This window comes from Mastigocoleus sp. MO_188.B34 (assembly GCF_030065675.1).
Lineage (GTDB): Bacteria > Cyanobacteriota > Cyanobacteriia > Cyanobacteriales > Nostocaceae > Mastigocoleus.
The window spans coordinates 1-23844 of the sequence record NZ_JASJDK010000057.1; the positions used below are offsets into that span (position 1 = coordinate 1).

A 23844-nucleotide genomic window follows, 5' to 3' on the forward strand; every position below is an offset into this window, starting at 1 on the left:
ATTAGTATTAACTTTTCTGTAGAAGCAGTACTCACAAAATATATTTTTTTTGATAAAGCAAATTATCTGTTTCAATAGATTATTGACAAAATATTGATTGGGTTTACCCCCAACAGCTTTGTGACAATTGGTCAACACAATACTTGGGGGATCCATATTTTTTCTTTTCGGTATCACCCCTACTTCCAAGGTGCAATCACAGATTTTATTTTTAAAGAGAAAATGCGCTACACTCAAAGGAGTCATGCAGAGATTTGCAGGGGCAACACCAAAGCAATGAGCCCAAGTTTCTACTATCATCATAACTAAATCTTTCATAAATTAGATATTTTTCTCAATTAATGTCGTAGCTGCTTGTCTACTTCATCATTTACTTGTGCCTTGTTATCAATGGCTGCTTTTCTTAAATTTACAAAACAGCATTTATTTAAGTGATATTATTTAATGCTATTTTTTGTCAACTGTATCGCGAATGATTATTGGTTCGATTTGTACGTAGTTCATCCTTTTAAGGATTAATGATAAATAGTTTCAATTATTTGGTGGTATTAGAGATTGTCTGTCTCCAATTTTTTTGAGGATAAATACTTATTAGTACAACTTTAAGAACAAAATAGAGTGAATAGAATGGTCTTTCGAACACTCTCATCCTTCTAAATACATCTTAACGTGCTAAGGGCATATTGATAATTATTATCAATTTTTACTGCTAAAAGCTTGGTAAATTAAAAATTCCTATGGAATTTAGCGGTATTGATAATTTCTCGCTTTTAATGCTGCAATATCGATTTTTTTGTTGTAAGAAGCCAAATCAACGAATGACACAATTTATCGTGAATTTGGGTGTTTGCCTCCTTTCCCCTGTTGTTTTATGGAATATTTCGCAAGTATAGTAGATGAGAAGAATTCTTTTAGTTATGTATTCAACTTTTTAGTCATTCTGACATTGATACCCAGAAACCGGAATTAATAGTAGTAAAGTTTTTGTAATTATCCGGAAAAAGTATTGAAAATGAGAAAAAGCTAAACTAATTCCTAATAGTTACAATTTTGCATAAATATATCAGTATAGTTTAGGTTAGGACATTATATTTTACTAACAAAGGAACAAAGAAAAGGGAGAAGGAAATTTTCTAATTTAAAATCGTAAGGCTATAATTAGAATCTATTCAGAAATTGTCTGTACTTTTATATACTTTTCTTCTGCTCATATAGTATTTCCATGGATATTAAATATTTGTGCTTTTCCAGATAAAGGAAAAATATTTGATTTATTTTGTATTTTTAGTCGTCAACAGCCTAAGGTGTGTGGGAATATTGCGATCGCAACCTAAGCTGTGAAAATTAATCAAACAAATGTAGTACTTGAGTAATAATATAAGTTACAAAAATAGAGGCATGGTTAGCCTGTATTTGTTGATCGACTTTAATCTTGGTCTTATTTCACGAAATTGCTCCCATCCCGGTAGAAGGTAACCTTAATGAGGTAAAGAATATGGGGAGTTGGGGAAAGGAAGAAGATTTTTGTCGGCGATCGCCTTGGTAGGAATGAATTAAAAAAATATAGTTTTATTTAATATCTTAGCTGTGCAATTTATGCAGCACAATACAAAAAAATGTATGGGTTCTCAAAAATGCACCTATACAGATACATGGGTTCAAAATCTTATTAAAAGACGCTAGTAACAAAATCGGCTCCCTTGTAGCTACTATGTTTCATAAATTGTCTAACTTACCCAGTTTATACATTACAGGTTGTGTTCTCAGAAAAAATAGATTTATTGAGAATATACAAACTAATAAGATGCTAGCTCAAGGAACTATGATTACCACAAATAGATATTGGAATATTTGCGTCATTAGCCCTCCGATGTATGAAAACAATAAAGTTAGAGGTGGTTATAAAGATGTAAAAGTAAAGATAGCAGAGGAATTCTTTAAAACTCAGTTTCCGGACTTAGCTCTTTTAGAAACTCTTCCTAATGAAGATGAAAGATACATCCAAAGGATTTTGTGGCAGACTTTCTATCATGGCAAAACTATTAGAGAGCGTGCTTTAGCCGGAATTTGCCTCAGATGTTATGTGTCCCAGAATATCCTAATTGCTTGCCGTAAAATAGCAGCTTACAAGCCAGGAAATGAAAGACCGTTTACATATGTCGATCTACTCCCATTCGTCCTCAACGATGACGGTAAGACCCTCATCGTTTTGGACAGATATGGGAAAAATCAGATTGTATTAGACGGTAATGGGGAATCTCGCTTACTGGAAAAGGAAGGAAGGTTTTTTAGCGTTGAGATTATTCGAACGTATAATCCCGAACTGAGCAAAAGTCAAAAATTAGATAATTGGGTAATGATGCGAACTCCCCAATGTCTTGAATTAAAGAAATATCTGTGGAGTTTTGGATATCGCACTCCTAGTGATTGGGCGTTACTGTGTAGGGATATTCCTAAGACCCTTGAGCCTCTCTTAGAAGTTGGTGTTCGCACGATTGTCGAAGTTTTTCATGCTGTCTATCGTCGCGACAGACTAAACTCAGGGAAGCAAGGATTATCTTCAGAACCGACACCAAAACAATTGCAGGAAATGGTCGATTTATTGGGTCGCCAGGGTTTTATTTTTTCTACTCAAGTACTTATCTATCATCTCAGAAGAATTGCAGATATTTTACGTCAAGATAAACTTTCCAAAGAAACAGGAAGTCCGAGAACAGAATCAACGGAAATACCTGAGTATTCGGGTAATAATTTTATGCTTAATCCAAGCAATTATATACCCAATCCAAATTTACCACCTTCTTACAATAACGATCCTGAAAAAATGGAATATCAGGATTTGCAAAATCTCTGTTCTGACTTAGCTATAGAAGTTTTATCCCAGGCGATCGCCCAAAAAGTCGAGCAGAAAAAATTATCTTTAGCAAACAGAAAAAAATATGCCTGTTTTGCAGAAAAATTTCCGGAAGGACTACGGCTATATTACCAAGAAAAAAATCCTCTCAGCTTGGGGGAAATTGCCAAATTATGGAGTATTGAATGGCATAAAGCCCGGAGAATTTTTAATTTAAGAGAACTTTTGACTGATACACAATATTTAACGGAAGAAATTTTTATGAATAAAATTATCCAACAACAAATAGATTCGCGTTTACAATTAATATCCCAAGATCCAGATTATCTTAAGGAGGTAGCAGAAGCAATTAGAGGTTTTATTTATGAAATTGCTTTTGAAGAAGCATTTGCTGAAATTTTTACTCCTAAAAACCAAAGTAGAAATAGTTTATTCGCCCAATTGTTACGGCAATATCTCGACAATTCCAGGTATTAATTGATAATCAAATAATTAATATTATTCACCAAATAAGGTTAGTTAATTTGCTGTATATGAGAAGTAAGGAAAGGAATATGATGAAATCATCGTTACCGATTCAAAGGAAGCTAGCATCAAGGCTGAAAATTATTGGTTTAGAATCAGAAGATTTTGAAAAAGCGAGAGAAATTAGTCAGGAAGTGAATGATGAACGATGTCGGTGGCAAACTTATTTAAATGCATTAGCATTATTAGGTTTTGTTGAATGGTTAAAAGAGCAAATTCCAAATATCAAAATCAATTCAAATAAATGCTCGGTACTACAACCTGAATTTACAAATAATAGTAATACTATTTATCACCTACAAGTTGGTGCTTTTAAACTATGTTTAATCGTCGTTTATGAATTGAAGCATGAGTCTTTGAAGATAGCTCACGAATCAATCAAAGAAGTGAATCTCGCTTCACAATTTTATGTGTTAATTGAAGTCTTAGAAGAACAAGCTAAACTAATCGTTCATGGATTTATACGTTATGACGAAATCGCAAAATATCATCAATCACTGCGACAAGAATTAAAGGAAGTAAATTATGGTAAAGATTTTAGTATCCCTGTATCTTACTTCGATCCGGAGATAAATAATCTATTGCTATCTACCCGCTTTTTAAAAGGAAATGCAATTCCTTTACCTGGGTACAGGCATCATATAATGAATACCACAACTAAAAAAATTAAGTCTTTGATTGATATTGGTAAATGGTTAGGTGGAGTTTTTGATGAAGGTTGGCTATCTTTAGAGGATTTTTACCCTCCAAGTTTATATTGGGAGGAACACAAATCTTTATCTTGGGGACCTACTCGAGGTAACTTTAAAACTACTCAAAATCTTGAAATACAAAATGTTGAAATAACTGGGAGTAAAAAATATGATTTAGGGCTGAGGCTAAAAAGTAAAAAAGTAGCGTTAGTGATCCGCATGAAACCTGATGAGGAGCTTAAAGATGAAAAAGATGTACTCGTACAGGTTTGTCCTGAGGAAGTGCAACAATATCTTCCACAAAGTTTGAAGCTTAAAGTCACACTTAACCCAGATACAGAAAATTCAGATACAGAAGAAGTCATTGCAAGAAGGTCTGATAATTTTATTCAGTTAGAGTTTAATGAATCTCCAGGTAAACAATTTAAAGTTGAAATTAGTTATGAAGAACTGGCTATAGTCGAGCAATTTGTGTTGTAATAATCCCTATGAAGCAAACAATATTAACTTGTAAGGATTGGTAATGGGTAATTGGTGGTAGCGCATGACCAATCCAAACCATAAGCTAAAAGTTAATTTCATTACATAAATATCGCTCGTTTTCATTGACGTCAGGATTATTTCGCAGGTACCCGCGTATTAAGTGACATCCTTCATCAATTAAATCTACTAAATCGAAGTTCCATAGAATAACTCTACCGTGAGTTGATGTGGAAACAACGGTTTTGCCATCGGGAGAAAAGCTGACGCTACGAACCCAACTATCATCTCCTTTTAGGGCTTTGATTTCCCTACCGGTCTTTGCATCCCATAGTCGCAACTTACGGTCACTAGATCCAGAGGTGATGATATTACCATCTGGGGAAAAGTTAACACTGATGACTTTGTCGGAATGTCCTCTAAGGGTTTTAAGTTCTTTACCTGTGTGTGTATCCCAAAGTTTTATTGTGTTGTCAACTGCTCCAGAGGCTAAGATTTTACCGTTGGGGGAGAAACTAACACTTCTAACTTCCCCTGAATGTCCTTTGAGGATATGAATCTCCTTCCTGTTTTCAATGTCCCAAATTCTAACGTTATTTTCATTAGAACTAAATGCGATAGTCTTACTATCGGGGGAAAATTTAAGTGTATTCACCCTTGTAGACTGACTTTTATCCTTCTTAATTTGTTCCGGAATTAAAAGATTCCATATTTTGACGGTTCCATCAGTATTCCATATTGTAACCATGCCATTGTCTGTACCGGAAGCAATCATTTTTCCGTTAGGGGAGAAGTTAACGGTACTTACTCCACTAGCATGTTTTAATCTTCTAATTTCTTTACCTGTGGAGCTATCCCATAACCTTACGGTGCGATCGCAAGATGCAGAAGCAATTATTTCCCCGTCATTAGAGTAATCAATTTCATTGATGGAATTGGAATGAAGTTTGATGTTTTCTTTTCTTCCCCCACTTTCAAAATCCCGCAGTTTGACAGTACCTTCAAGGGAAGCAGATATAACATTTTTTCCGTCAGATGAGAAATTAACACTGGTAATTCTCTGATGGTGTCCTCTGAGAGTTCGCAGTTCCTTTCCTGCGGAGATATCCCATAATTTTACTGTTTTATCTTTGGAGCCAGAGACTATGATTTTACTGTCTGGGGAAAAACTAAGGGTAGTAACTGAACGATAATGTCCTTCAAGAGTTTGAATGTTTTCTCCTGTGTTCACATTCCAAATCATAATTTTATCGTCGTCAGTCGAAGCGGAGGCAATAATTTTGCTATCAGGGGAAAAAATGAGGCTGGTAACTGGGTGGGAATGTCTTTTAATAGTTGTGATATTTCTTCCTGTATTGGGATCCCACAGTTGCATTATGCCGTTTTGCGAGCCCGAAGCAATAATTTTCCCATTTTGGGAAAAACTAACACTATCAATTTGGTGAGAATTTCCGGTCAAAGTTTTAATTTCTTTACCAGTGTTAAGTTCCCATAGTTTAATTGTTTTGTCAGCAGAACCAGAAGCAATTACTTCACCGTTGGGAGAAAAGCTAATGCTTGTGACTTTCCCTGAATGTCCCCTGAGGGTTTGAATTTGTTTTCCGGTATTGACGTCCCAAATTTTAACGATATTTTCCTCGGAAATTGAAGCAATAATCCTAGCGTTGGGGGAAAATCTAAGATCTTTAATGGGATTATCGTGGGCTTTCAGAGTGCGAACTTCTTTCCCTGTATCCATCTCCCAAATTTTAATTACGCCATTTTCTGTTCCATAAGCAACTATTTTCCCGGATCCTTGGGAAGTTTCTACTTCGATTGGTGACAGACTAAAACTTCTAATTTCACCAGAATGACCTTTAAGAGTATAAATTTCTTCTCCTGTATTTCGGTTCCAAATTTTCAGTATTCCTGCACGGGAACCAGATGCAATTGTTTGAATTAATCCCTGTGGTGTTGGAATCTTAGCTGGGGAAAAACTCGCACCCATAACTGCGTATTTGTGCTTTTCAAAGTTTTTTCTTTTTTTAATAATATTATTGTCGCTAGTATTCCAAATTTTAATCGTACCATCAATAGAACCAGAAGCAATGGTTTTACCATCGGGAGAAAAACTGATACTTCTGACTCGGTTGGAATGTCCTTTAAAAGTTCTGACTCTTTCCCATGTCCTAGTATCCCAAATTTGTAGGGTATAGTCATTGGAACCAGAAGCAATGGTTTTACCATCCGGTGAAAAGCTAACACTATTAATTCCACCGGTATGCTGTTTAAGGGTTTGAAGCACTTTACCAGTATCAACTTCCCAAACTTTGATTGTGTGATCGCTCGACCCAGAAACAATTAATTTGTCATTTGGGGAAAAGTTAGCATCAATTACCCCTCTGCTATGACCTTCCAGGGTTTTAATTTCTTCTCCTGTAGTTACATCCCAAATTTTTATGGTGCTGTCACTCGACCCCGAAACTAATTTTTGACCGTCGCTTGAGAAATCAACGCTATAAATTTCATGTGAATGACCGATAAGGGTTCTAATTTCTTTTCCTGTATCCACATTCCATAGTTTGACAGTACCATCACCGGAACCTGAGGCAATAATTTTACCGTCTGGGGAGAAAGCAACACTAATAACTCTTGATGAATGACCCGTAAAAGTCTCAATAACTTCTCCGGTGTCAAGGTTCCAAAGTTGAAGGGTACGGTCAGCGGATCCAGAAGCAAGGGTTTTACCATCCGGAGAGAAAGCAACATCAATGACTGCACTTTTGTGACCGGAAAGAGTTTTGATTTCTTCTCCCGTATTTGGATTCCAAAGCTTGATGGTGAAATCTCCGGAGCCAGAAGCAACTAAGCTCCCGTCAGGTGAAAAGTTGACACTAATAATATCCCTTAAGTGTCCCTTAAGGGTTTTAATTTGATACCCATAAACGGTTTGGTTTAATGTGGATATGACCTGCATGCGGGTTTCAGGGGCGATCCAGGGTCTCAAGATATTTTTCTGGAGTAACTTAGCAGCTTTAATTGCTTCCGTTAAAGCTGCTTCATGATTGTTCTGGCTAAATAATCTTTCCGCAATGCTGCTTATTTTGCCAACTTCAGCATCAGTCCTACGAAGTTCGCTGATACCTGCAAAGGTGGAAACGAACACCAAACCAATGACCAATCCAGAAATAGTCAAGTTTCGTCTGCGTTGGTGTTTGCGTCGTTCTTTATTTTTTTGACCTACGCTAGCGATAATAAAATCTTGCTCTACTAATGTCAATTCTTCTGGACGTTGTTTTAACCAATCCTGGGCGATCCCCAATCGAGTACCTTGTAATAAGTTTTCTGGATCATACTTTTTATTTTCCCATTGACGGACATCTGGTTTCAAACGTTCTTGCCAAATTCGAAATTCACGGTTGTTTTCAATCCATTTCCGTAGTGTCCCCCATTCCCGAATCAAAGCTTCATGGATAATTTCTACCGTCTCAATTTGATTTTTTTTGTCCCATCCAGTTACTACTAAACGGCGATCGGCTAAAGATTTGACTAGATTCCAGTTATTGTCTCCTACTTCTATACGGGTCGCCATTCGTTTGGTATCTTCCGTACCCTCTCCGGGACGTAATAACTGAATAAATATCCGTTCGGCTTGTTGTTTTTCTCCTACAGATAGGGATTGCAATACTGAATCTGCATATTTGGCTAGGGCTTTATCTAAACCACCAATGTCCCCATAAGCGCGATGGGTAAGATACCATTTATTTGGTTTTTGCCAAAGTTGCGTCAGGGTGAACTCCAGTAAAGGTAAACGCCCTGGCTGCTTTCCTAGATCACCAATTAATTTACTGGTTAACCCTTGTTCTAATTCTACCTTCATTTTTCCCGCCGGCTTTTCTATGGCTTCTTGCAATTCGGAAGGTTTCATGGGGGTAAGTAACATTGGTGGGTACATCTGCAAAGTTTCACCCATCGGTTGATAATCCAGTAGTTTCCCCATAAAATCAGCCCTGAGGGTGAACACTAAAGTAAAGTCCGAAGTAAATTTAATTGCATAAATTAATGTGTCTAAAAATTTTTGACGCTGTTCTTGTGTAGCCAAAGTATATATTTCTTCAAATTGGTCGACAATTAGTACCAAGCGTTCTAATGGGCTGAAGGTGGCAGAATTTGCTATATTTTCCAGAATTTGGCATAGTTCTTTCTCATCATCATTAAGATTGATTTCCAGTTTTAATTCCTTTAACCTGTAACTGTTTCCCGTGGTGTTATCCTCTCTTTGAATATGTTCTGGATATTGAGATTGGTAATGAGCGCTCAGAGCTACAGCTAAAGCATCAAAAGGATTTTTCCCCGGACGAAAAGATATAATTTTAACCCGATGATTATTTCTCAACTGAGGAACTAAACCTGCAAACACCACAGAAGATTTACCACTTCCAGAAGCCCCAACTACGGGAACTAAAGGTTTACTCAGTACAGCTTTAACTAAATCTGCGATAAACCTATCTCTACCAAAGAATAAACCTGCATCTTCTTCTCGAAAAGTAGATAGACCCTTATAGGGAGAATCGGGAAGTTTACCGGTGAGTCCACCCAAATCTTCCCAGGTCGGTGGTGATTCTATAGTATTTCGACAGATAATCGGTAACCAGTTTACTCCTGGAACTTGGTTTTCAGTATCTTCAATATTCTTAAGTTCTTGGAGTTTAACCCTTGCATCTCGCATGGAAGCAAATAAAGACTTCCCCTGAGCAAAAGACACCAGAAAATACTGGAGAAAATATTGAGCAATTTTATCTGGAACAGCTTCCCGCCAAACAATAATATAAGGTAACTTCAAATCTGACAGTTGTTCGGCTAAACCAAGTCCATCACAAGAATTGAAAATCGCTAATTTCAAACCTTTGGCGTTCGGTGCAGCAGTGGGAGCAATTGCTTCACGGAAAGTGTTCCTAATTTCTCGAATACTTAAATTTTCTCGCTCATTAATTTCAATAGAAGCTACTCGATTTTTTCTATCTGTTTGACTATGACCACTATAAAACAGAATATCGCAGGGTTCATCCCATAGCTGAATTAATTCAGGACGTTTTGGTTGTGAGAGCAAAATTAATTCTGCTCCCCGTGGTTTTAACTTTTCAATTAATTTTTTGTCAGTATCAATATCTATATTGCGACCGTCACCGAAAATACTGGTAATCCTAACTCTTCTAAATACTTCCTCATGTTTTTCGGTCGCTATTTTATGTTCTGATTCATTTAAACATAAAGCAACTTCCACAGAAAAATTACCTGGAAAGTAGTCCCATTCTCGCCAAGGTAGTCGATGCAAAATATCCTTGGTGAATTGGGATTTAATATCCTGAGTATTGATATTAAGTATAGTTTCTGAATCGAAATTTAATTCAATTAGCGATTGTAATTGTAATTTTATATTTGCAAGCCAATCATTTAATTGAAAACGTAAATCATCCGCAAGTTGATCGCATTCTTGATATTCATCAAACCAGGAAAAGTTAGTAGTTTGCTTGGGCTTAAAACCCATTCTCACAGGATTAACTAAACTGGCGTAACTATTTTTCCATTTTTGATATAAAACCGGGATTTCTGGCGCTGGAGGAAGTTGAATTTTTCTTGTTATAGATTCACAATTAATCTTTACTACAGTGAAAATGTTACTATTTTTACTAAACCCTTCATCGAAATTACCATCGCCAAACTTTAGACTTACTAAGTTTTGCATTCTTATATCCTTATAATTATGTTTTTTTAATAACTATTACTTTTTCCTAAGGCAAAAATATGCTTTTGGGAAAAGTTTATTTTTTTACGTTTATGTTAATTAAAAAATAATTTGTCTATCTTTGAATCAACAGTAAATTCAGAATTGAATTTTAATTTATTATTCTATTACAAAAAAGCTGGTTAATTGCTGACTTCATCTTAGAATACAGAGAAAATATAATTCTTTTAGTGCAAATTCTTTTAGTGCAGTTTTTATAGGGTTAATAGACGCCTTGCAGTTTGTAATTAAACTAATAATATTTTTAATTTTTCTTGTGTTGGTGACATTTACAACCAATTACTAAGGAATATTTATTGTCGAAATTCAAAATTTAAAGGAAAATAAAATTCATAATAGATCGCTTTATAGGATTTACGGACTCCTTACCTTAGGATAGCGAGTCTCGAAAGGATTTATTTCCAATGGTTTGGGATCGACTTCTATAGTTGCAATTACTACATTTACTTCATTCGTACTTAAGTCTTGCTTTATTGATTACAAAACTCGAGCAAGAATCTATATTAAATACTACTAGATAAGAAATAAACAATAAAGCAATAAAAAATAAAACAGTGAAACTTATTTTAGCCCTTGATTTTGGCGGTACGAAGCTAGCAACAGGATTAACCAATAATGGCTCAAAGGAGTGGCTGAATTACAAACGTTGCTTATCTCCGACCAATGCAGATGTTAATACCGATCTGAGCATAATGTATGAATTGATAGACTCAGTTTTGGAAGGTCAAAAACCTGATGTTATTGGCGTTAGTTTTGGCGGACCTGTAGATGCAAATACGGGTACAGTTAGACTTTCCCATCATGTCAAAGGTTGGGAAAACATACCTTTAAAAAAACTGCTTGAGGATAAATTTGGTGTTAGTGCAAACATAGATAACGATGCAAATGTTGCAGCTTTAGGAGAATATAGCTTTGGTGCGGGTCGGGGTTATAACAGTTTATTTTATATTACTGTTAGCACCGGTGTTGGTGGTGGATGGATTCTAAATGGTCAGCCCTGGCGCGGTTTTGAAGGAATGGCTGGGGAAATCGGACATGCGATCATAGATCCTGACGGACCTTTATGTTTATGTGGAAAACGAGGATGTGTGGAAAGGTTAGCTTCTGGTCCTTATATGGCGCAGGACGTACGGGAAATATTGAGAAAGGAAACAAAAAAAGGAGAAATATTGAGGAGCTTAGTAGAAAATAACTTAGATTTAATAACGGGAAAAGTTATCAGCGAAGCTGCAAATAGTGGGATAAGTTAGCGCAAGAATTTTTATTTCGGTCTTCTTGGGCTTTGGGAGTAGCAATTGGTAATGTAGCGAATGTAATTAATCCCCAACTATTTGTATTGGGTGGTGGGGTAACAAAAGCAGGAAATTATTTTTGGGAAGTTCTACAGAAAACAGCCCAAGAAACTGCTTTACCAGAGGTAAATTTTGAAGTTTTACCAGCAAGTTTGGGAGATGACGCACCTTTATGGGGTGCTGTAGCGCTAGCGCAGATGGGGATTGGGGATTAGGGATTAATTAGGGATTAGGGATTGGGGATTGGGGATTGGGGATTGGAGTAATAATAAAAATTTCTGACTCATTTTATTTTTTATTTAGAGAGATCCAAAAAATAAAATATCCAGCCCTTACACCGCGCAAGCGCGGTGCGTTCCGTACGCCACGGTCATTGGCGCGTGCCGTACAAATATATTCAAACCGCGTGGCTAGCGCCACGTTCGGCTTGCCGCGTCTCAGGGTAAAACCGTTATTGACGCGCTACGCGTTTGAACGCAGCAAGCTGAACACCGTCCCGGTGCCCCTCACGGCTACGCCGCGTTCAAGGACTGCTGCGCGTTGCGCCGTTTGTACGCACTACGTGAACATCCCCAGGATGCGTCCGATAGGCGCAACGCAAGGGCTGGATATTTTATTACTTTGAAGTCCCTTATAAACACGCTCTAAGAGACTACCAATTTTACTTATATGACGAGATAGGTAACTCTATTAAAAATTCAGTACCTTCTCCTAGAGTAGAATTAAAACTTAATCTACCACCATGGTTTTCCTCAACAATTTGGCGTGCGATCGCTAAACCTAGTCCTGTACCCTGACCTACACTTTTGGTAGTAAAAAGGTTATCAAAGATATGAGATTTGATTTCCTCTGGTATTCCAGGACCATTATCTTTAATTCGAATTATTACTGTAGTATTATCAGTAAATACTTCTGTCTTAATTACTATTTTGTAAGCTTTAGCTTTAAATTCAGGTAATGTTTGATTTGCAGAAACTATATCAAAAACATCAATTGCATTGGCAATAATATTCATAAATACTTGATTTAATTGACCTAAGAAACACTCGATATGTGGTAAATTTCCATACTCTTTGACAACTTCAATTGTAGGACGAATATTGTTTGCTTTGAGACGATATTTTAAAATTAAAATAGTGCTATCAATTCCTTTATGAATATTACAATTAATTTTTTCAGATGTGTCACTCCTACAGAAAGTACGCAAACTTGTACTAATATCTTCAATACGTTCTGTTGCTATTTTCATTGAAAAAAGCAGTTTTGGTAAATCTTCGTTAAGATATTCTAAATCAATATCTTTGGCGTTTTTGCTAATTTTTTCTTCTGGATTAGGGTAAATTTTTTGATAGCATTCTATATGGCTAAATAAATCTTCAATGTATTCTTCAATATTCCTAATACTACCTTTAATAAATCCGAGTGGATTATTAACCTCATGTGCTACCCCTGCAACTAGGTTACCAAGAGTTGCCATTTTTTCACTCTGTAAAATTTGAATTTGAGTTCTTTTTAGTTCTTGTAAAGTTTTAGTTAGTTCTAAAGTACGTTCCTCCAAGGAATGCACATATCGATATGCTCTTAAAGCCGTGATAGCGGTAGTAATTAATCTGTGATGGTCGAGTTCAACTTTTAGTTTATAATCATTAATATCATAATCAATTATTATTGACTCTTCTGGAGCTTCCCCCGGTTGTCCAGTACGTAAAATGATTCGTACTAATTTATTCTCAAGTCGCTCGCGAATATATTTAACAACCTTTAAACCAGCGTCATTGCTTTCCATAACTACATCTAAAAGTACGAAAGCTGTTTGAGGATGTTGATTTAGAAGCTCTATAGCTTCTTTTCCTGAGTAAGCAGAAATTAGGGTAACTGGTTTATTTTCAAAGGTAAAATCTTGTAATACTAATTGAGTCGCTTGGTGAACTGCTGGTTCATCATCTACAATCATGATTTTCCAAGTATCTTTATCTGTAATTTGAACATATGTGTCTGTATCATCTTCAACGAATAAAATTTCTTCATCTTCTTCTGGAAAAATGATTTCAGTATTTTCTATATTTTCTAAATTGTTTAACTTTAATGTTTCTTTATTGTGATTGGTAAACATGGTAAATACAGCTTAAATATTACAAAAAATATCAATCAAAGTTCAGTATTAAATATGTTAGGGATGAAAAATCAAGTATTAACTAATTATTGAAGGAATGATGATTATAAACTGGGTACCTTTACCAACTTGGGAATTTACATCTATACTTCCATGTAATTTATGGGTAATTAAGTTATAAACAATATGCAAACCTAAGCCAGTTCCCCCTTGATTTCTTTTAGTGGTAAAGAAAGGCTGAAAAATCTTGTCTAAATTTTCTTCAGGAATTCCACAGCCATCATCACTGTAAATAATTTTGATGTGTTGATTCTCTGATAATATTTCAAAATTTAATTGTCCGGCTTCTCCTTGTGGATAACCATGAGTCAAGGAATTTATCACTAAATTAGTTATTATTTGAGCTAAGCTCCCAGCATAACTATTAATCTTTAGATTTTCATCGCCGGAAACTTTGATTTTATGTGGAGATTGTTTAAGTTTGGGAGTTAGACTTAGTAAAACCCCTTCAATGTATTCTTTTACTCTAAATTTACGTAGTTCTAAATTCGTTTGATCTACCGCAACTTGTTTAAAACTATTAACTAATTCCCCAGTTCGATTGAGATTTTGTAAGAGTAAATCACTACTTTGTTGGGCAATTTGGAGGTAATTATTTAATGTGGAACGCTTTAATTGTCCCTGAGCTATATTATTTACAAAATTTTGGGTTTTGACAGCTAAATTAGAAGCCACAGTAATACTTGTACCTACAGGAGTGTTAATTTCGTGGGCAATTCCAGCAACTAAACTACCTAAAGCTGCCATTTTTTCCGATTCTACAAGTTTATTTTGGGTGGCTTTTAGTTTTTCTAAAGCATGGGAAAGTTCTTGTGTACGCTCTTGTACTTTTTGTTCTAAATTTTCATAGAGACGGGCGTTTTCCAAAGAAATTGCAGCTTGGGAACAAAGTAGGTTGAGTAATTGAATGCGATCGTGGGTAAAAGCTTCTTTGACAAAATTATTTTCTAGGTAAAGAATACCTGTGAGTTTGCCTTGATGGAGAATAGGCATGCATAAAATGGATTGGGGTTGGTTACGATCAAAGTAGCAATCGCCTGCAAATTTGGTATATGCATCAAGATTATTAATAACCAAAGTTTCACAGGTGCGAGAAACCAACTGAATCAAGCTTCTTGGGATTTGCGGACTTTGTTCTAGAAGCTCAGAGGGTGTTACAGATATCTTTGGGGCTTCCCCTTGACCTTCAAATGTTACCACTGCTTCAATGATGAATTCCGATAACCGAGGTGAAACAAATACACCTTTATCTGCTCCAGCATTTTCAATTACCACTGACACTAAGGTAGAAAGTAATTGATTGAGATGAATTTCTTCTGAAATCGCTTGGGAGGCTTTCATCACTGTGGCTAAGTCAAGAATGGAGGAATTGCTAAGGGTGGTGTTTGAAGTTATGGTTTGGGAAATATTTTTTTGAATTGTAGTTCTGTAGTTGATTTGTTCTTGCTGAAAAATAGGAGCAAGCAGTTGAGGATAGCGTTTTTCTAAGTCATCTGTTTTGGCTTTAGCTCCCCATTTGGCATAGCAGTAATAAGCTTCTTGCATATATGTTGCAGCCACTTTTTCTTTACCCCAGTCAAGATAGAATTTAGCAGCGAGTTCGTTGGCAAGAGCTTCTTCGTAACTATACTCATGAGCTTGTGCTGTAGTTATGGCTTGTTCGTACAGATTGATTGCTTCTAATTTTTGTCCGTTGAGCCGTGCTTTTTCTGCTTGTATGAGAAGACACTTATGAAGAATATTTTCCGGACAAGCTGTTTGCCACTGACTTAATTTTTCTTCTAAAGGAATTAAGGCTTGCCAGTGTAATTGACGCTCTTTCTCATCCCGAGCAGATTCAGCGAGAGAGATGTGCATTAATGCAACATAGAATACACTGGAAGGAACTTTGGCATGGCTAGAAACGGTATTTTCAATGATGCTGAGTTGGGGAATCAAATCTGGGTATGCAGCTTGGTTCTCGAATAAATAGCTGTGACGAATTTTTACAGAATACAGCCAAGCTAAATGATAGAGTGTATCGCTGTATTTTTCTAAATATTTAGATTCACTAAAGCAATCGTCATCAAAGGTTAAACAGGTGTGAGTCAAACCCAGAAGATTGCGAATAGGTTGAATGACTCCAACGATTAAAGCATCTAAATTTTCAAAACTTTTAATATGACGCAAAAACTCCGCATGGGTGGTGGCGATTGCATATAATTCATCCAGATTTTTACCAGAGGTGAGGCGATCGGAACCACTTTGCATCATCATAAAACCAACGGTCAGCCAGTTGCCAGCATCCATCCCATATTTGTAGGCATTGTCATAGTAAATATCAGCTTCTCGAATGGGACGACTCCAGCTATGTACATCCGCAGCAAAGAGAAAATTAGTCATTCCTCGTACATCTGCATTATCAAACTGCTCGCAAAGCTGTACGGCCATATCTCCAAACTGATAAGCAGTGGCAAATTCTTTTAACAAGACATTGGCAATTAAGCCATACCCCACATAGCCAAAGGGCGACATATCGCTATTACCATACTGCAACGAGAAAGTTGTCATTTTAGCCACTGCAAGTAATCCTAATATGGGCTGACCATCTAGCCATGCCGCATAAAAAAGAATTTGCAAAATTCGCAATAGCTCTGCAATGTTCTCATCTTCCATCTTGGGCAATAAAAGAATCGATTCAATTGTTTGTTGCTCTAAAAATCGATTGACTGTAGCAATTTCTTCATTCAGGGTGGCTTGAATACTTTCTGGGGTTACAGGCATCACCCAGCCTAGTAGTTGTAAACTCTGGCGTTGAATCGCGATCGCTTCGGCATTTCGACCCTGAAGCTGATATTGGGTCATTTGTATCCGATAAACCACAGCTTTATCTAGGGGTGTTTGAGCGTGGGCTAAGGTGACTGCATACAAAGCTTCCGCTCGTTCAAAATTGCTACAGAGATAAGCGGTTTCCGCTGCTTCTCGGTGCAAGGCATACATTAGTGCATAGTTAGTCTGCCAAGCTTTTGTAGTCAATAAGTCCATGCCAATCTCACAATAATTCTGAGCAGCTTGATAGGCAGCAGAGAGTTTTGCCTTTTGTCCAGCTTGTAAGTTTAACTGAGCCAGCTGCTGTTTTTGCATGGTATTGGAGATTGTACCTCTCCCTAAATTCAATTGATTGACAATCTCAAAAATCTGTTCGATTATTTCTTGCCCAGACAGTCCTTGCAGTAACAATTGACCAATCTGCAAATGGGTCACTTGTTTACAATTATCAGGTATCAAGGAATAAGCCGCTTGCTGAACGCGATCATGCAGAAACTTATAACTGAATGTTTCATTCGGTTGTTGTTCCGTTGTTTGAGCTTCTCCCAAGTAGAATTTGTACAAATCACTTTGGGGCAGAATTAAACCTTCTTGCAAGGCTTTCCAAAGTATCGTTGCCACTCCTGTTTGAGATTGCTGTGAAACAATTGCCAGTGTAGTTAAATCAAACTGTGCGCCAATACAAGCCGCAAGTTTTAAAATCTCTTGTGTTACTTCTGGCAGCTTTTGTAATTGCTGTGCCATCAATTCGACCACATCCGAGGTCAATGCAGCATCCCGGACTTTTACCATGTCACACTGCCAGTGACCTAAATCTGAGTCGAAGGTAATTAATTGGTCTTGATATAATGCCTTGAGAAACTGAGTAGCAAAGAAAGGATTTCCCTGGGTTTTCTGCATTACCAACTCTGTCAGAGGTTGTACCACAGATACGGGAGCATGAAGGGTATCTGCTATCAGGTGATTGAGACTGGTAAAATTCAGGGGTTGCAGGGTGATAGTGTGGATTGTTGCCCCAGCGTTCTTCATGTCATTGAGACTCAACATCAAAGGGTGGGCAGCAAAGACTTCATTATCTCGATATGCTCCCAACAGCAATAAACAACCCGTTTTAATATCAGACATTAACACCTGAATCAAGCTCAACGAAGCCGAATCTGCCCATTGCAAATCATCCACAAAAATTACCAACGGGTGTTCGGAGGTAGTAAAAACTTGAATAAACCTTTGGAAGAGTAAGTTAAACCGATTTTGGGCTGCAGTTCCTGATAATTCTGGTGCTGGAGCCTGTGCTCCAATAATCTGCTCTAATTCTGGAATCAGTTCCACAATCACTTGGGCATTTTCTCCCAATGCTGCTAAAATTTTGCTTTTCCAGTGTTGTAATTGGATATCACTTTCACTGAATAATTGCCTTATTAAATCCCGGAAGGCTTGCACAAAGGCAGAAAAGGGAATATTACGGTTGAACTGGTCAAACTTGCCTTTGATAAAGTAACCCCGTTGCTTTACTATGGGCTTATGCACTTCATTAACAACGGCTGTTTTTCCAATACCTGAAAAACCAGCTACCAGCATTAATTCAGAGTTACCATCAGCGACTCGGTCGAAAGTATCTAGCAGAGTTTGCACTTCGGCTTCCCGTCCATAGAGTTTTTCGGGAACAAGGAAGCGATCGCACAAACCTCTCTGTCCCAAGTCAAACTCAGCAATTGACCCTGTTTCTTTCCACTGGTTTAAACCGAATTGCAAATCATGCTTGAGTCCCAAGGCACTTTGATAACGGTCTTCGGCATTTTTCGCCATCAGTTTAGCGACTATTGCCCCCAAGATTTTGGGCACATTGGTATTTACTTGATGGACAGCTGTGGCAATTTTAGCGATATGGCAATGCACCAGTTCTAAGGGATCATCGGCAACAAAGGGTAAACGACCTGTTAGCAATTGATATAGGGTAACACCTATTGCATAAAAATCGCTGCGATAATCAATACCACGATTCATTCGTCCCGTTTGTTCTGGTGCTAAATAAGACAGTGTTCCCTCCAATACATTGGGGTTTTGGATTTCCTGGGTCTCTTTCGGCAACAGCGAAGCAATGCTAAAGTCAATTAGTTTAACTTGCTTGGACTGTGGATGAATCAGGATGTTAGCGGGTTTGATATCTTTGTGGATCACCCGAAAAGAATTCAAATCCTGGAGGATGTCAGCTAGTTGAATGGCGATCGCCAAGACATCACCTAGGTCTAATGACTGCTGCTGCATATATTTGTCCAAGGATATCCCACCCCAATCTGCCATTATCAGGGCATAGCCATTACCGAATCTCTCCAGGCTCAGGGGTTGTATAATACCAGCAATGGGTAAATTTTTGGCTATCCCATACTGATTGCGAAACTGTACCAATTCCCCGAATGTGGGATACTCTCGTTGCAACACCTTGATTACCACAGTAAATTGCTGATTCTTATCTACTGCTCGATACACTGCTGTTCGAGAACCAAGGTAAAGTTGTTCAGTGATGGTGTAACCAGAAATTTCCGGGAATTGAGGTGCTGTTGCTATCATAACTTTGAGGACCGATAGTTGCCCTTGGACTCATTACTGTTATTAAGATACCCATAAATATTGCTAATCTAATCTGGTTGTATTGCAAAAAGTGAAGAAGGCTTTTATGGAGCAATATGGTAGGGGCTAGACCTAGGGTCACGCAATAATTAGAGCCTGCGGCGTCGGCGTTAAACCTTAAGGTTTAACGCATACGTCGTCAGACACGTGCAATCCTTTACGCTTTGCTAGGCGCTAACCGACCCGCTACCAGAGCACTACCCGGATTTCTCACAAGCGAGAAAAAATATTTGAATTAGCCAGATTTGGGATAGTTTAATTGATACACCATTAAAATACTTACAGAGCGTGAGTAACTATTTACCCATTACCAATCAAACATTTACCCCAACGGGATCCAGTCCAATCTGGGACTTAAGAAACGTCCACATCGTCAAATCATTAAAATCGTAAACAGTCATAAATGCACCCATTTCCAGCATTTTCATTGGTTCGCCAGTTGAAGCTACACCAATTGTCCGAATTCCAGCACCAAGCGCCGAAGTAATCCCACTGGGAGAATCCTCGAAGGCGATCGCCTGTTCGGGATTAACCCCTAACCTTTCTAAACCTACTCGATAGGGTGTGGGGTCTGGTTTTGCTGCTGCTTCTTGTTCCGCAATTACAACAGTATGAAAAATTTCTTCCAAGCCCAAAATATTGACCATAAACCTAGCATTTTTGGTTGGTGCATTGGTAACTAGTGCGCGCTTGAGACCATGTTTTTCCGTTGATGCTATTAACTGAGAAAAACCATCAATAGGTTTGAGCTCGTGAGCTTTATCCCGAAATTTTGATTCTTTTTCCTCTGCCAACTTCTCACCTTCCTCCGGTGATAAATTGGGTAACATATCTTTGATAATTTCTGGGTTTAGCCTACCAGTAAAACGAGACTTATAAATTTTTTCATCAATTTCTACGTCATACTCGAGAAGAATATCCCGCCAAATCTGGTAATGAATTGGGTCTGTATTGACGATTGTTCCATCCAGATCGAAGAGAATTGCGCTTAACATGCCTTCTTTTTAAGAGCTAAATAGCAGTTAATGTAAACAACAGTAAACATTATCTTTAGATATTTTACATTTTCTTGTTTCACTTCGTAATTATAACTGCAGTATTTTAGACAAACGTATATAAAATTGGATTATCAGCACATGTTAGAAAATAGTGCAAATAATTTATACATTTAGACATGCCGACCGCTAAAAAACTTTTTCGCATCAATAAGTTAAATGTACGAGTTTATAATTCTGATGCTGAGCTAGCAAGAGATGTAGCCCAAATAGTTCAGAAAACTTTAGATAGTATTCTCAAGGTTAGGGAAACAGCTAGAGTAATATTTGCCACAGGTAACTCTCAACTTAAATTTTTAGATGCTCTGACTAGTTTCAATGGTATTGATTGGTCACGGATTACTTGTTTTCATTTAGACGAGTACCTAGGGATTCATGCTGAACATCCTTCCAGCTTTCGCTACTATTTGCAGGAAAAGTTAGAGAAAAAAGTGAAGCCAAAACAATTTAATTATATTGAAGGGGATACCTTAGAACCTTTAAAGGAGTGCGATCGCTATACCAAATTACTTAATTCTCAACCCATTGATTTATGTTTGTTGGGGGTGGGAGCAAACGGACATCTGGGATTTAACGAACCGTCAGTTGCTGATTTTCAAGATTCTCAAGCAATCAAACTAGTAAAGCTAGACACGGTAAATCACCAACAACAAGTAACCCAAGGGCATTTTCCTAATTTGGAAAGCGTACCAAAATATGCTTTTACTTTGACCATTCCCACTATCTGTTCTGCGAAACAAATACTTTGTCTTGCACCGGGACAGAATAAAGCAAATGTTGTAAAGCAAATGTTGCAGGGAGAAATTACAAAAAATTTTCCGGCTTCTATTCTTCGTCAACAACCCCAAGCTACTTTATTTTTAGATGGAGATTCTGCAACTTTAGTTGATATAGGAATCCGGTTTGATTCTTGAAAGAGTTTTTAGGCTTTAGGCTTGCAACATAAGCTTTTGAGTCTCAGTATATTTTCAAAATTCAAATATGATTCCTATATGTAACAGATTTACGACTTGTACTAACTATTTTCAAGCTAATATCTATTACTCAATAACCAAACGCCAATACCTAATCCCCAAATAGTAGAATAAGGTACAGGTTTAAGCTGTAGGATGTGGAGGAAGGCAAATTGGATGAACTAAGGACAGCTCTAGAAATAGCTACTGAAGAGGAATTACAGGATTTGACCGCGATTTTGTTCAGTCGTAAATTTAATCCTCTTGATTATGTGAATACACCCGAACCAATAGAAATCCAAAGCCAAGATCGTCAAGCTTGGTTAGATTCTCTTGAAGAACGCTTCCGATTTTTAGCTGCAGATGGAATTACTGTTTTACGGGGAAAAACCAAACGAGTCACTTACCGCGAAGCAATTATTCAAGTCTGTAAGCACCTGAAAATTCCTTATTCAACTGAACTAACAACCATTGATTTGGAAGCTGAAGTATTTTTACACCTCCTAGGAAAAGTATGGAGGAAATTACCTAAGAGCGAACAGCATCAAATGACACTCCGCATCCAACGTCATTTGGCGCAGTCGGAACTCAAAGAACCTTTACCTTTGACATTGCAGCGCGATCCCTTGGGCTTAATTTTTAAAGCTGGTAGCGCCTTTGCTTTAACTTCTGTGGTGCAACCATTTTTACTCAAACATATTGCCCGTCAATTTGCAGCACATTTTGCAAGTTATCATGTTGCCAGACAAGCTGCAATTAAAGGTTCTGCGGCTGCAGTAAGTCAATTTAATAATTATGTCACTTTGCATATGGCTCGCCGGGGTATGGCTTTAAGCGCTGCTCGTTATGGTGCAATTCGCAGTACATTAACATTTTTAGGTCCGGTAATGTGGACGTGGTTTTTGGCGGATTTGGGTTGGAGAGCGATCGCAACTAATTATGGTCGTATAATTCCGACTATATTTGCTTTAGCTCAAATTCGTTTGACGCGCACAGAATGCTGGGAATTAGCTTAAAAAAACCTTTTCGACATCCAAACCCTGGTTTGCAGTTCTCCTGGAATTGCACTCAGTTAGGATTACTACTGTTACCTTTGTTTCCAACTCTAGGAGCTGTTACCCTGGGTTTGGCACTATTGACTGGATTAAAACAATTTCAGAAGATTGTCAACCGCCCAATTAATCAGGGCTTTGCTCTCCTGGGTCTAATTGTAATCATTGTTACTATTTTTGCCCAAGAACGAGTAGTAGCTGTGTTGGGCTTATTTAATTTGTTGCCATTCTTTTTGGCATTTATGGTCTTTGGAATTATTATTCAAACGACTATACAACTTCGACAGTTATCTTGGATCTTAGTTACTACGTCTTTACCAATAGTTTTAATTGGTTTTGGACAGTTATTTTTTGGTTGGTCTACCCCAGCAGAATGGGAAAATATTTTTGGATGGACAATCGCCGCAGGGGGAAATCCTGTAGGACGCATGGCTTCGGTATTTATGTACGCAAACATATTTGCCGGTTATTTGACGATTGTGTTTATTTTGGGTTTGGGTTTGTGGTTAGAATGTTTGCAAAGTTTAAATCTTCAAAGTTTAAATCTTCAAAATGTAAATCTTAAAGATGACAATCTCAAGAATTCAACTGTATATTCATTACCAGTCAAACCAGAGTTAATAACACGTATTTCGCCAAATTTTATTTTCCTGACAATTGCGGTTATTATTAATTTTGCCGCACTAATTTTAACTAATTCCCGTAATGCTTGGGTGATAGCCCTGTTAGCGTGTTTAGTTTATGCAATTAATCGGGGTTGGCACATTTTAGTTGCTGCTGTAACTGGATTTGCTAGTTTTGTATTATTAGCAGCTTTTGCACCTTTAGCGATCGCCAAATTCTTTCGCCGGATCGTACCAGAATTTTTATGGGCGCGTTTCAATGACCAAATGTATTCAGATAGACCAGTGGAGCTAATGCGTACTACCCAATGGCAATTTGCTTGGTCGTTAACTCAGGAGCGCCCTTGGACTGGTTGGGGATTAAGGAATTTTACTGCACTATATCAAGCCAAAATGCAAATATGGCTCGGTCATCCTCACAATTTATTTTTGATGCTATCTGCTGAAACTGGTTTACCTGCAACTATTATATTTTGCGGTTTAATTATTTGGATTTTGGTTGCAGGAATTAAAGTATTTATCAAATTTATTAACTACCAAAAGGAAGACCGGCTAATATTTTTTAGCTATATTGTAGTTCTGGGTGGGTTAATTTTATTTAATACCGTTGATGTTAGTCTTTTCGATTTACGTCTCAATACAATCTTCTGGTTGTTAATGGGTGCTGTTAGTGGAGTAACTTACAGGTATCAAAGAAATTAAGTAACAATTGGAGAATAAATAAAAATACTCCTAAAAAAAACTCCCTCCAAGAAAAAATTAGAGGGATTACTAAATTCAGAAAGGTTAAAGAGAAGGAAAAAAGTAGTTAAATTAAGTAAGTAGGCAAGAAAAAAGTAAACTTTGTAAAGAGATATAAAATACTCGTATTTGGCTCTTAGTAGCACTTTAGCGCTAAAGGTCTTACAACTTAATTGTTGTTTG

The 23844-nt window shown here is 37.3% G+C and carries 10 protein-coding genes and 1 pseudogene; 6 read left to right on the plus strand and 5 right to left on the minus strand.

Going from position 1 to position 23844, the window contains the following annotated elements; all coding sequences use genetic code 11:
• Positions 1–318 (minus strand): hypothetical protein (locus tag QNJ50_RS14905; protein ID WP_300636496.1); only part of this gene is annotated, 318 nt, incomplete at its 3' end.
• Between the two features lie 1504 nt (positions 319–1822).
• On the opposite strand from QNJ50_RS14905, the gene QNJ50_RS14910 reads away from it, so the two are divergent.
• On the plus strand, positions 1823–3331 hold the full coding sequence (locus QNJ50_RS14910; RefSeq protein WP_300636497.1) for a hypothetical protein: 1509 nt from the start codon (positions 1823–1825) through the stop codon (positions 3329–3331).
• 77 nt (positions 3332–3408) lie between these two features.
• A complete protein-coding gene (locus QNJ50_RS14915; protein ID WP_300636499.1) occupies positions 3409–4551 on the plus strand; it encodes a DUF1822 family protein in 1143 nt (380 codons plus the stop codon).
• A gap of 85 nt (positions 4552–4636) precedes the next feature.
• Here the strand turns inward: QNJ50_RS14915 and QNJ50_RS14920 are convergent, their stop codons facing one another.
• Positions 4637–10276, minus strand: coding sequence for a myosin kinase (locus tag QNJ50_RS14920; protein ID WP_300636501.1), 5640 nt, complete (start codon positions 10274–10276; stop codon positions 4637–4639).
• A gap of 614 nt (positions 10277–10890) precedes the next feature.
• On the opposite strand from QNJ50_RS14920, the pseudogene QNJ50_RS14925 reads away from it, so the two are divergent.
• Positions 10891–11843: pseudogene (locus QNJ50_RS14925) on the plus strand (ROK family protein).
• Between the two features lie 446 nt (positions 11844–12289).
• Here the strand turns inward: QNJ50_RS14925 and QNJ50_RS14930 are convergent.
• The 3 genes from QNJ50_RS14930 to QNJ50_RS14940 form a co-directional block, all read right to left on the minus strand.
• Complete coding sequence (locus tag QNJ50_RS14930; protein WP_300636502.1) at positions 12290–13741, minus strand: ATP-binding protein; 1452 nt, start codon at positions 13739–13741, stop codon at positions 12290–12292.
• A gap of 78 nt (positions 13742–13819) precedes the next feature.
• Positions 13820–19177 (minus strand): ATP-binding sensor histidine kinase, encoded by a 5358-nt coding sequence (locus tag QNJ50_RS14935; RefSeq protein ID WP_300636504.1) that lies wholly within the window; start codon positions 19175–19177, stop codon positions 13820–13822.
• Between the two features lie 374 nt (positions 19178–19551).
• Complete coding sequence (locus QNJ50_RS14940; RefSeq protein ID WP_300636506.1) at positions 19552–20232, minus strand: HAD family phosphatase; 681 nt, start codon at positions 20230–20232, stop codon at positions 19552–19554.
• Between the two features lie 179 nt (positions 20233–20411).
• On the opposite strand from QNJ50_RS14940, the gene QNJ50_RS14945 reads away from it, so the two are divergent.
• The 3 genes from QNJ50_RS14945 to QNJ50_RS14955 all read left to right on the plus strand — a co-directional run bounded on the left by QNJ50_RS14945 (position 20412) and on the right by QNJ50_RS14955 (position 23622).
• The gene (locus QNJ50_RS14945; protein ID WP_300636509.1) at positions 20412–21206 is read left to right on the plus strand and encodes a glucosamine-6-phosphate deaminase; all 795 of its coding nucleotides are present in this window, start codon (positions 20412–20414) and stop codon (positions 21204–21206) included.
• A 212-nt stretch (positions 21207–21418) separates the two neighbouring features.
• On the plus strand, positions 21419–22261 hold the full coding sequence (locus QNJ50_RS14950; protein ID WP_300636511.1) for a YaaW family protein: 843 nt from the start codon (positions 21419–21421) through the stop codon (positions 22259–22261).
• Positions 22243–23622 (plus strand): O-antigen ligase family protein, encoded by a 1380-nt coding sequence (locus tag QNJ50_RS14955; RefSeq protein ID WP_300636513.1) that lies wholly within the window; start codon positions 22243–22245, stop codon positions 23620–23622. Before QNJ50_RS14950 ends, QNJ50_RS14955 begins: the two co-directional genes overlap by 19 nt.
• Positions 23623–23844 lie beyond the last annotated feature (222 nt).

What these genes read in the sequence shown, in the direction of transcription:
- QNJ50_RS14910 (WP_300636497.1), top strand. Translation starts at nt 1,823, where the DNA reads ATGATTACCACAAATAGATATTGGAATATTTGCGTCATTAGCCCTCCG.
- QNJ50_RS14915 (WP_300636499.1), top strand. Translation starts at nt 3,409, where the DNA reads ATGATGAAATCATCGTTACCGATTCAAAGGAAGCTAGCATCAAGGCTG.
- QNJ50_RS14920 (WP_300636501.1), bottom strand. Translation starts at nt 10,276, where the DNA reads ATGCAAAACTTAGTAAGTCTAAAGTTTGGCGATGGTAATTTCGATGAA.
- QNJ50_RS14930 (WP_300636502.1), bottom strand. Translation starts at nt 13,741, where the DNA reads ATGTTTACCAATCACAATAAAGAAACATTAAAGTTAAACAATTTAGAA.
- QNJ50_RS14935 (WP_300636504.1), bottom strand. Translation starts at nt 19,177, where the DNA reads ATGATAGCAACAGCACCTCAATTCCCGGAAATTTCTGGTTACACCATC.
- QNJ50_RS14940 (WP_300636506.1), bottom strand. Translation starts at nt 20,232, where the DNA reads ATGTTAAGCGCAATTCTCTTCGATCTGGATGGAACAATCGTCAATACA.
- QNJ50_RS14945 (WP_300636509.1), top strand. Translation starts at nt 20,412, where the DNA reads ATGCCGACCGCTAAAAAACTTTTTCGCATCAATAAGTTAAATGTACGA.
- QNJ50_RS14955 (WP_300636513.1), top strand. Translation starts at nt 22,243, where the DNA reads ATGCTGGGAATTAGCTTAAAAAAACCTTTTCGACATCCAAACCCTGGT.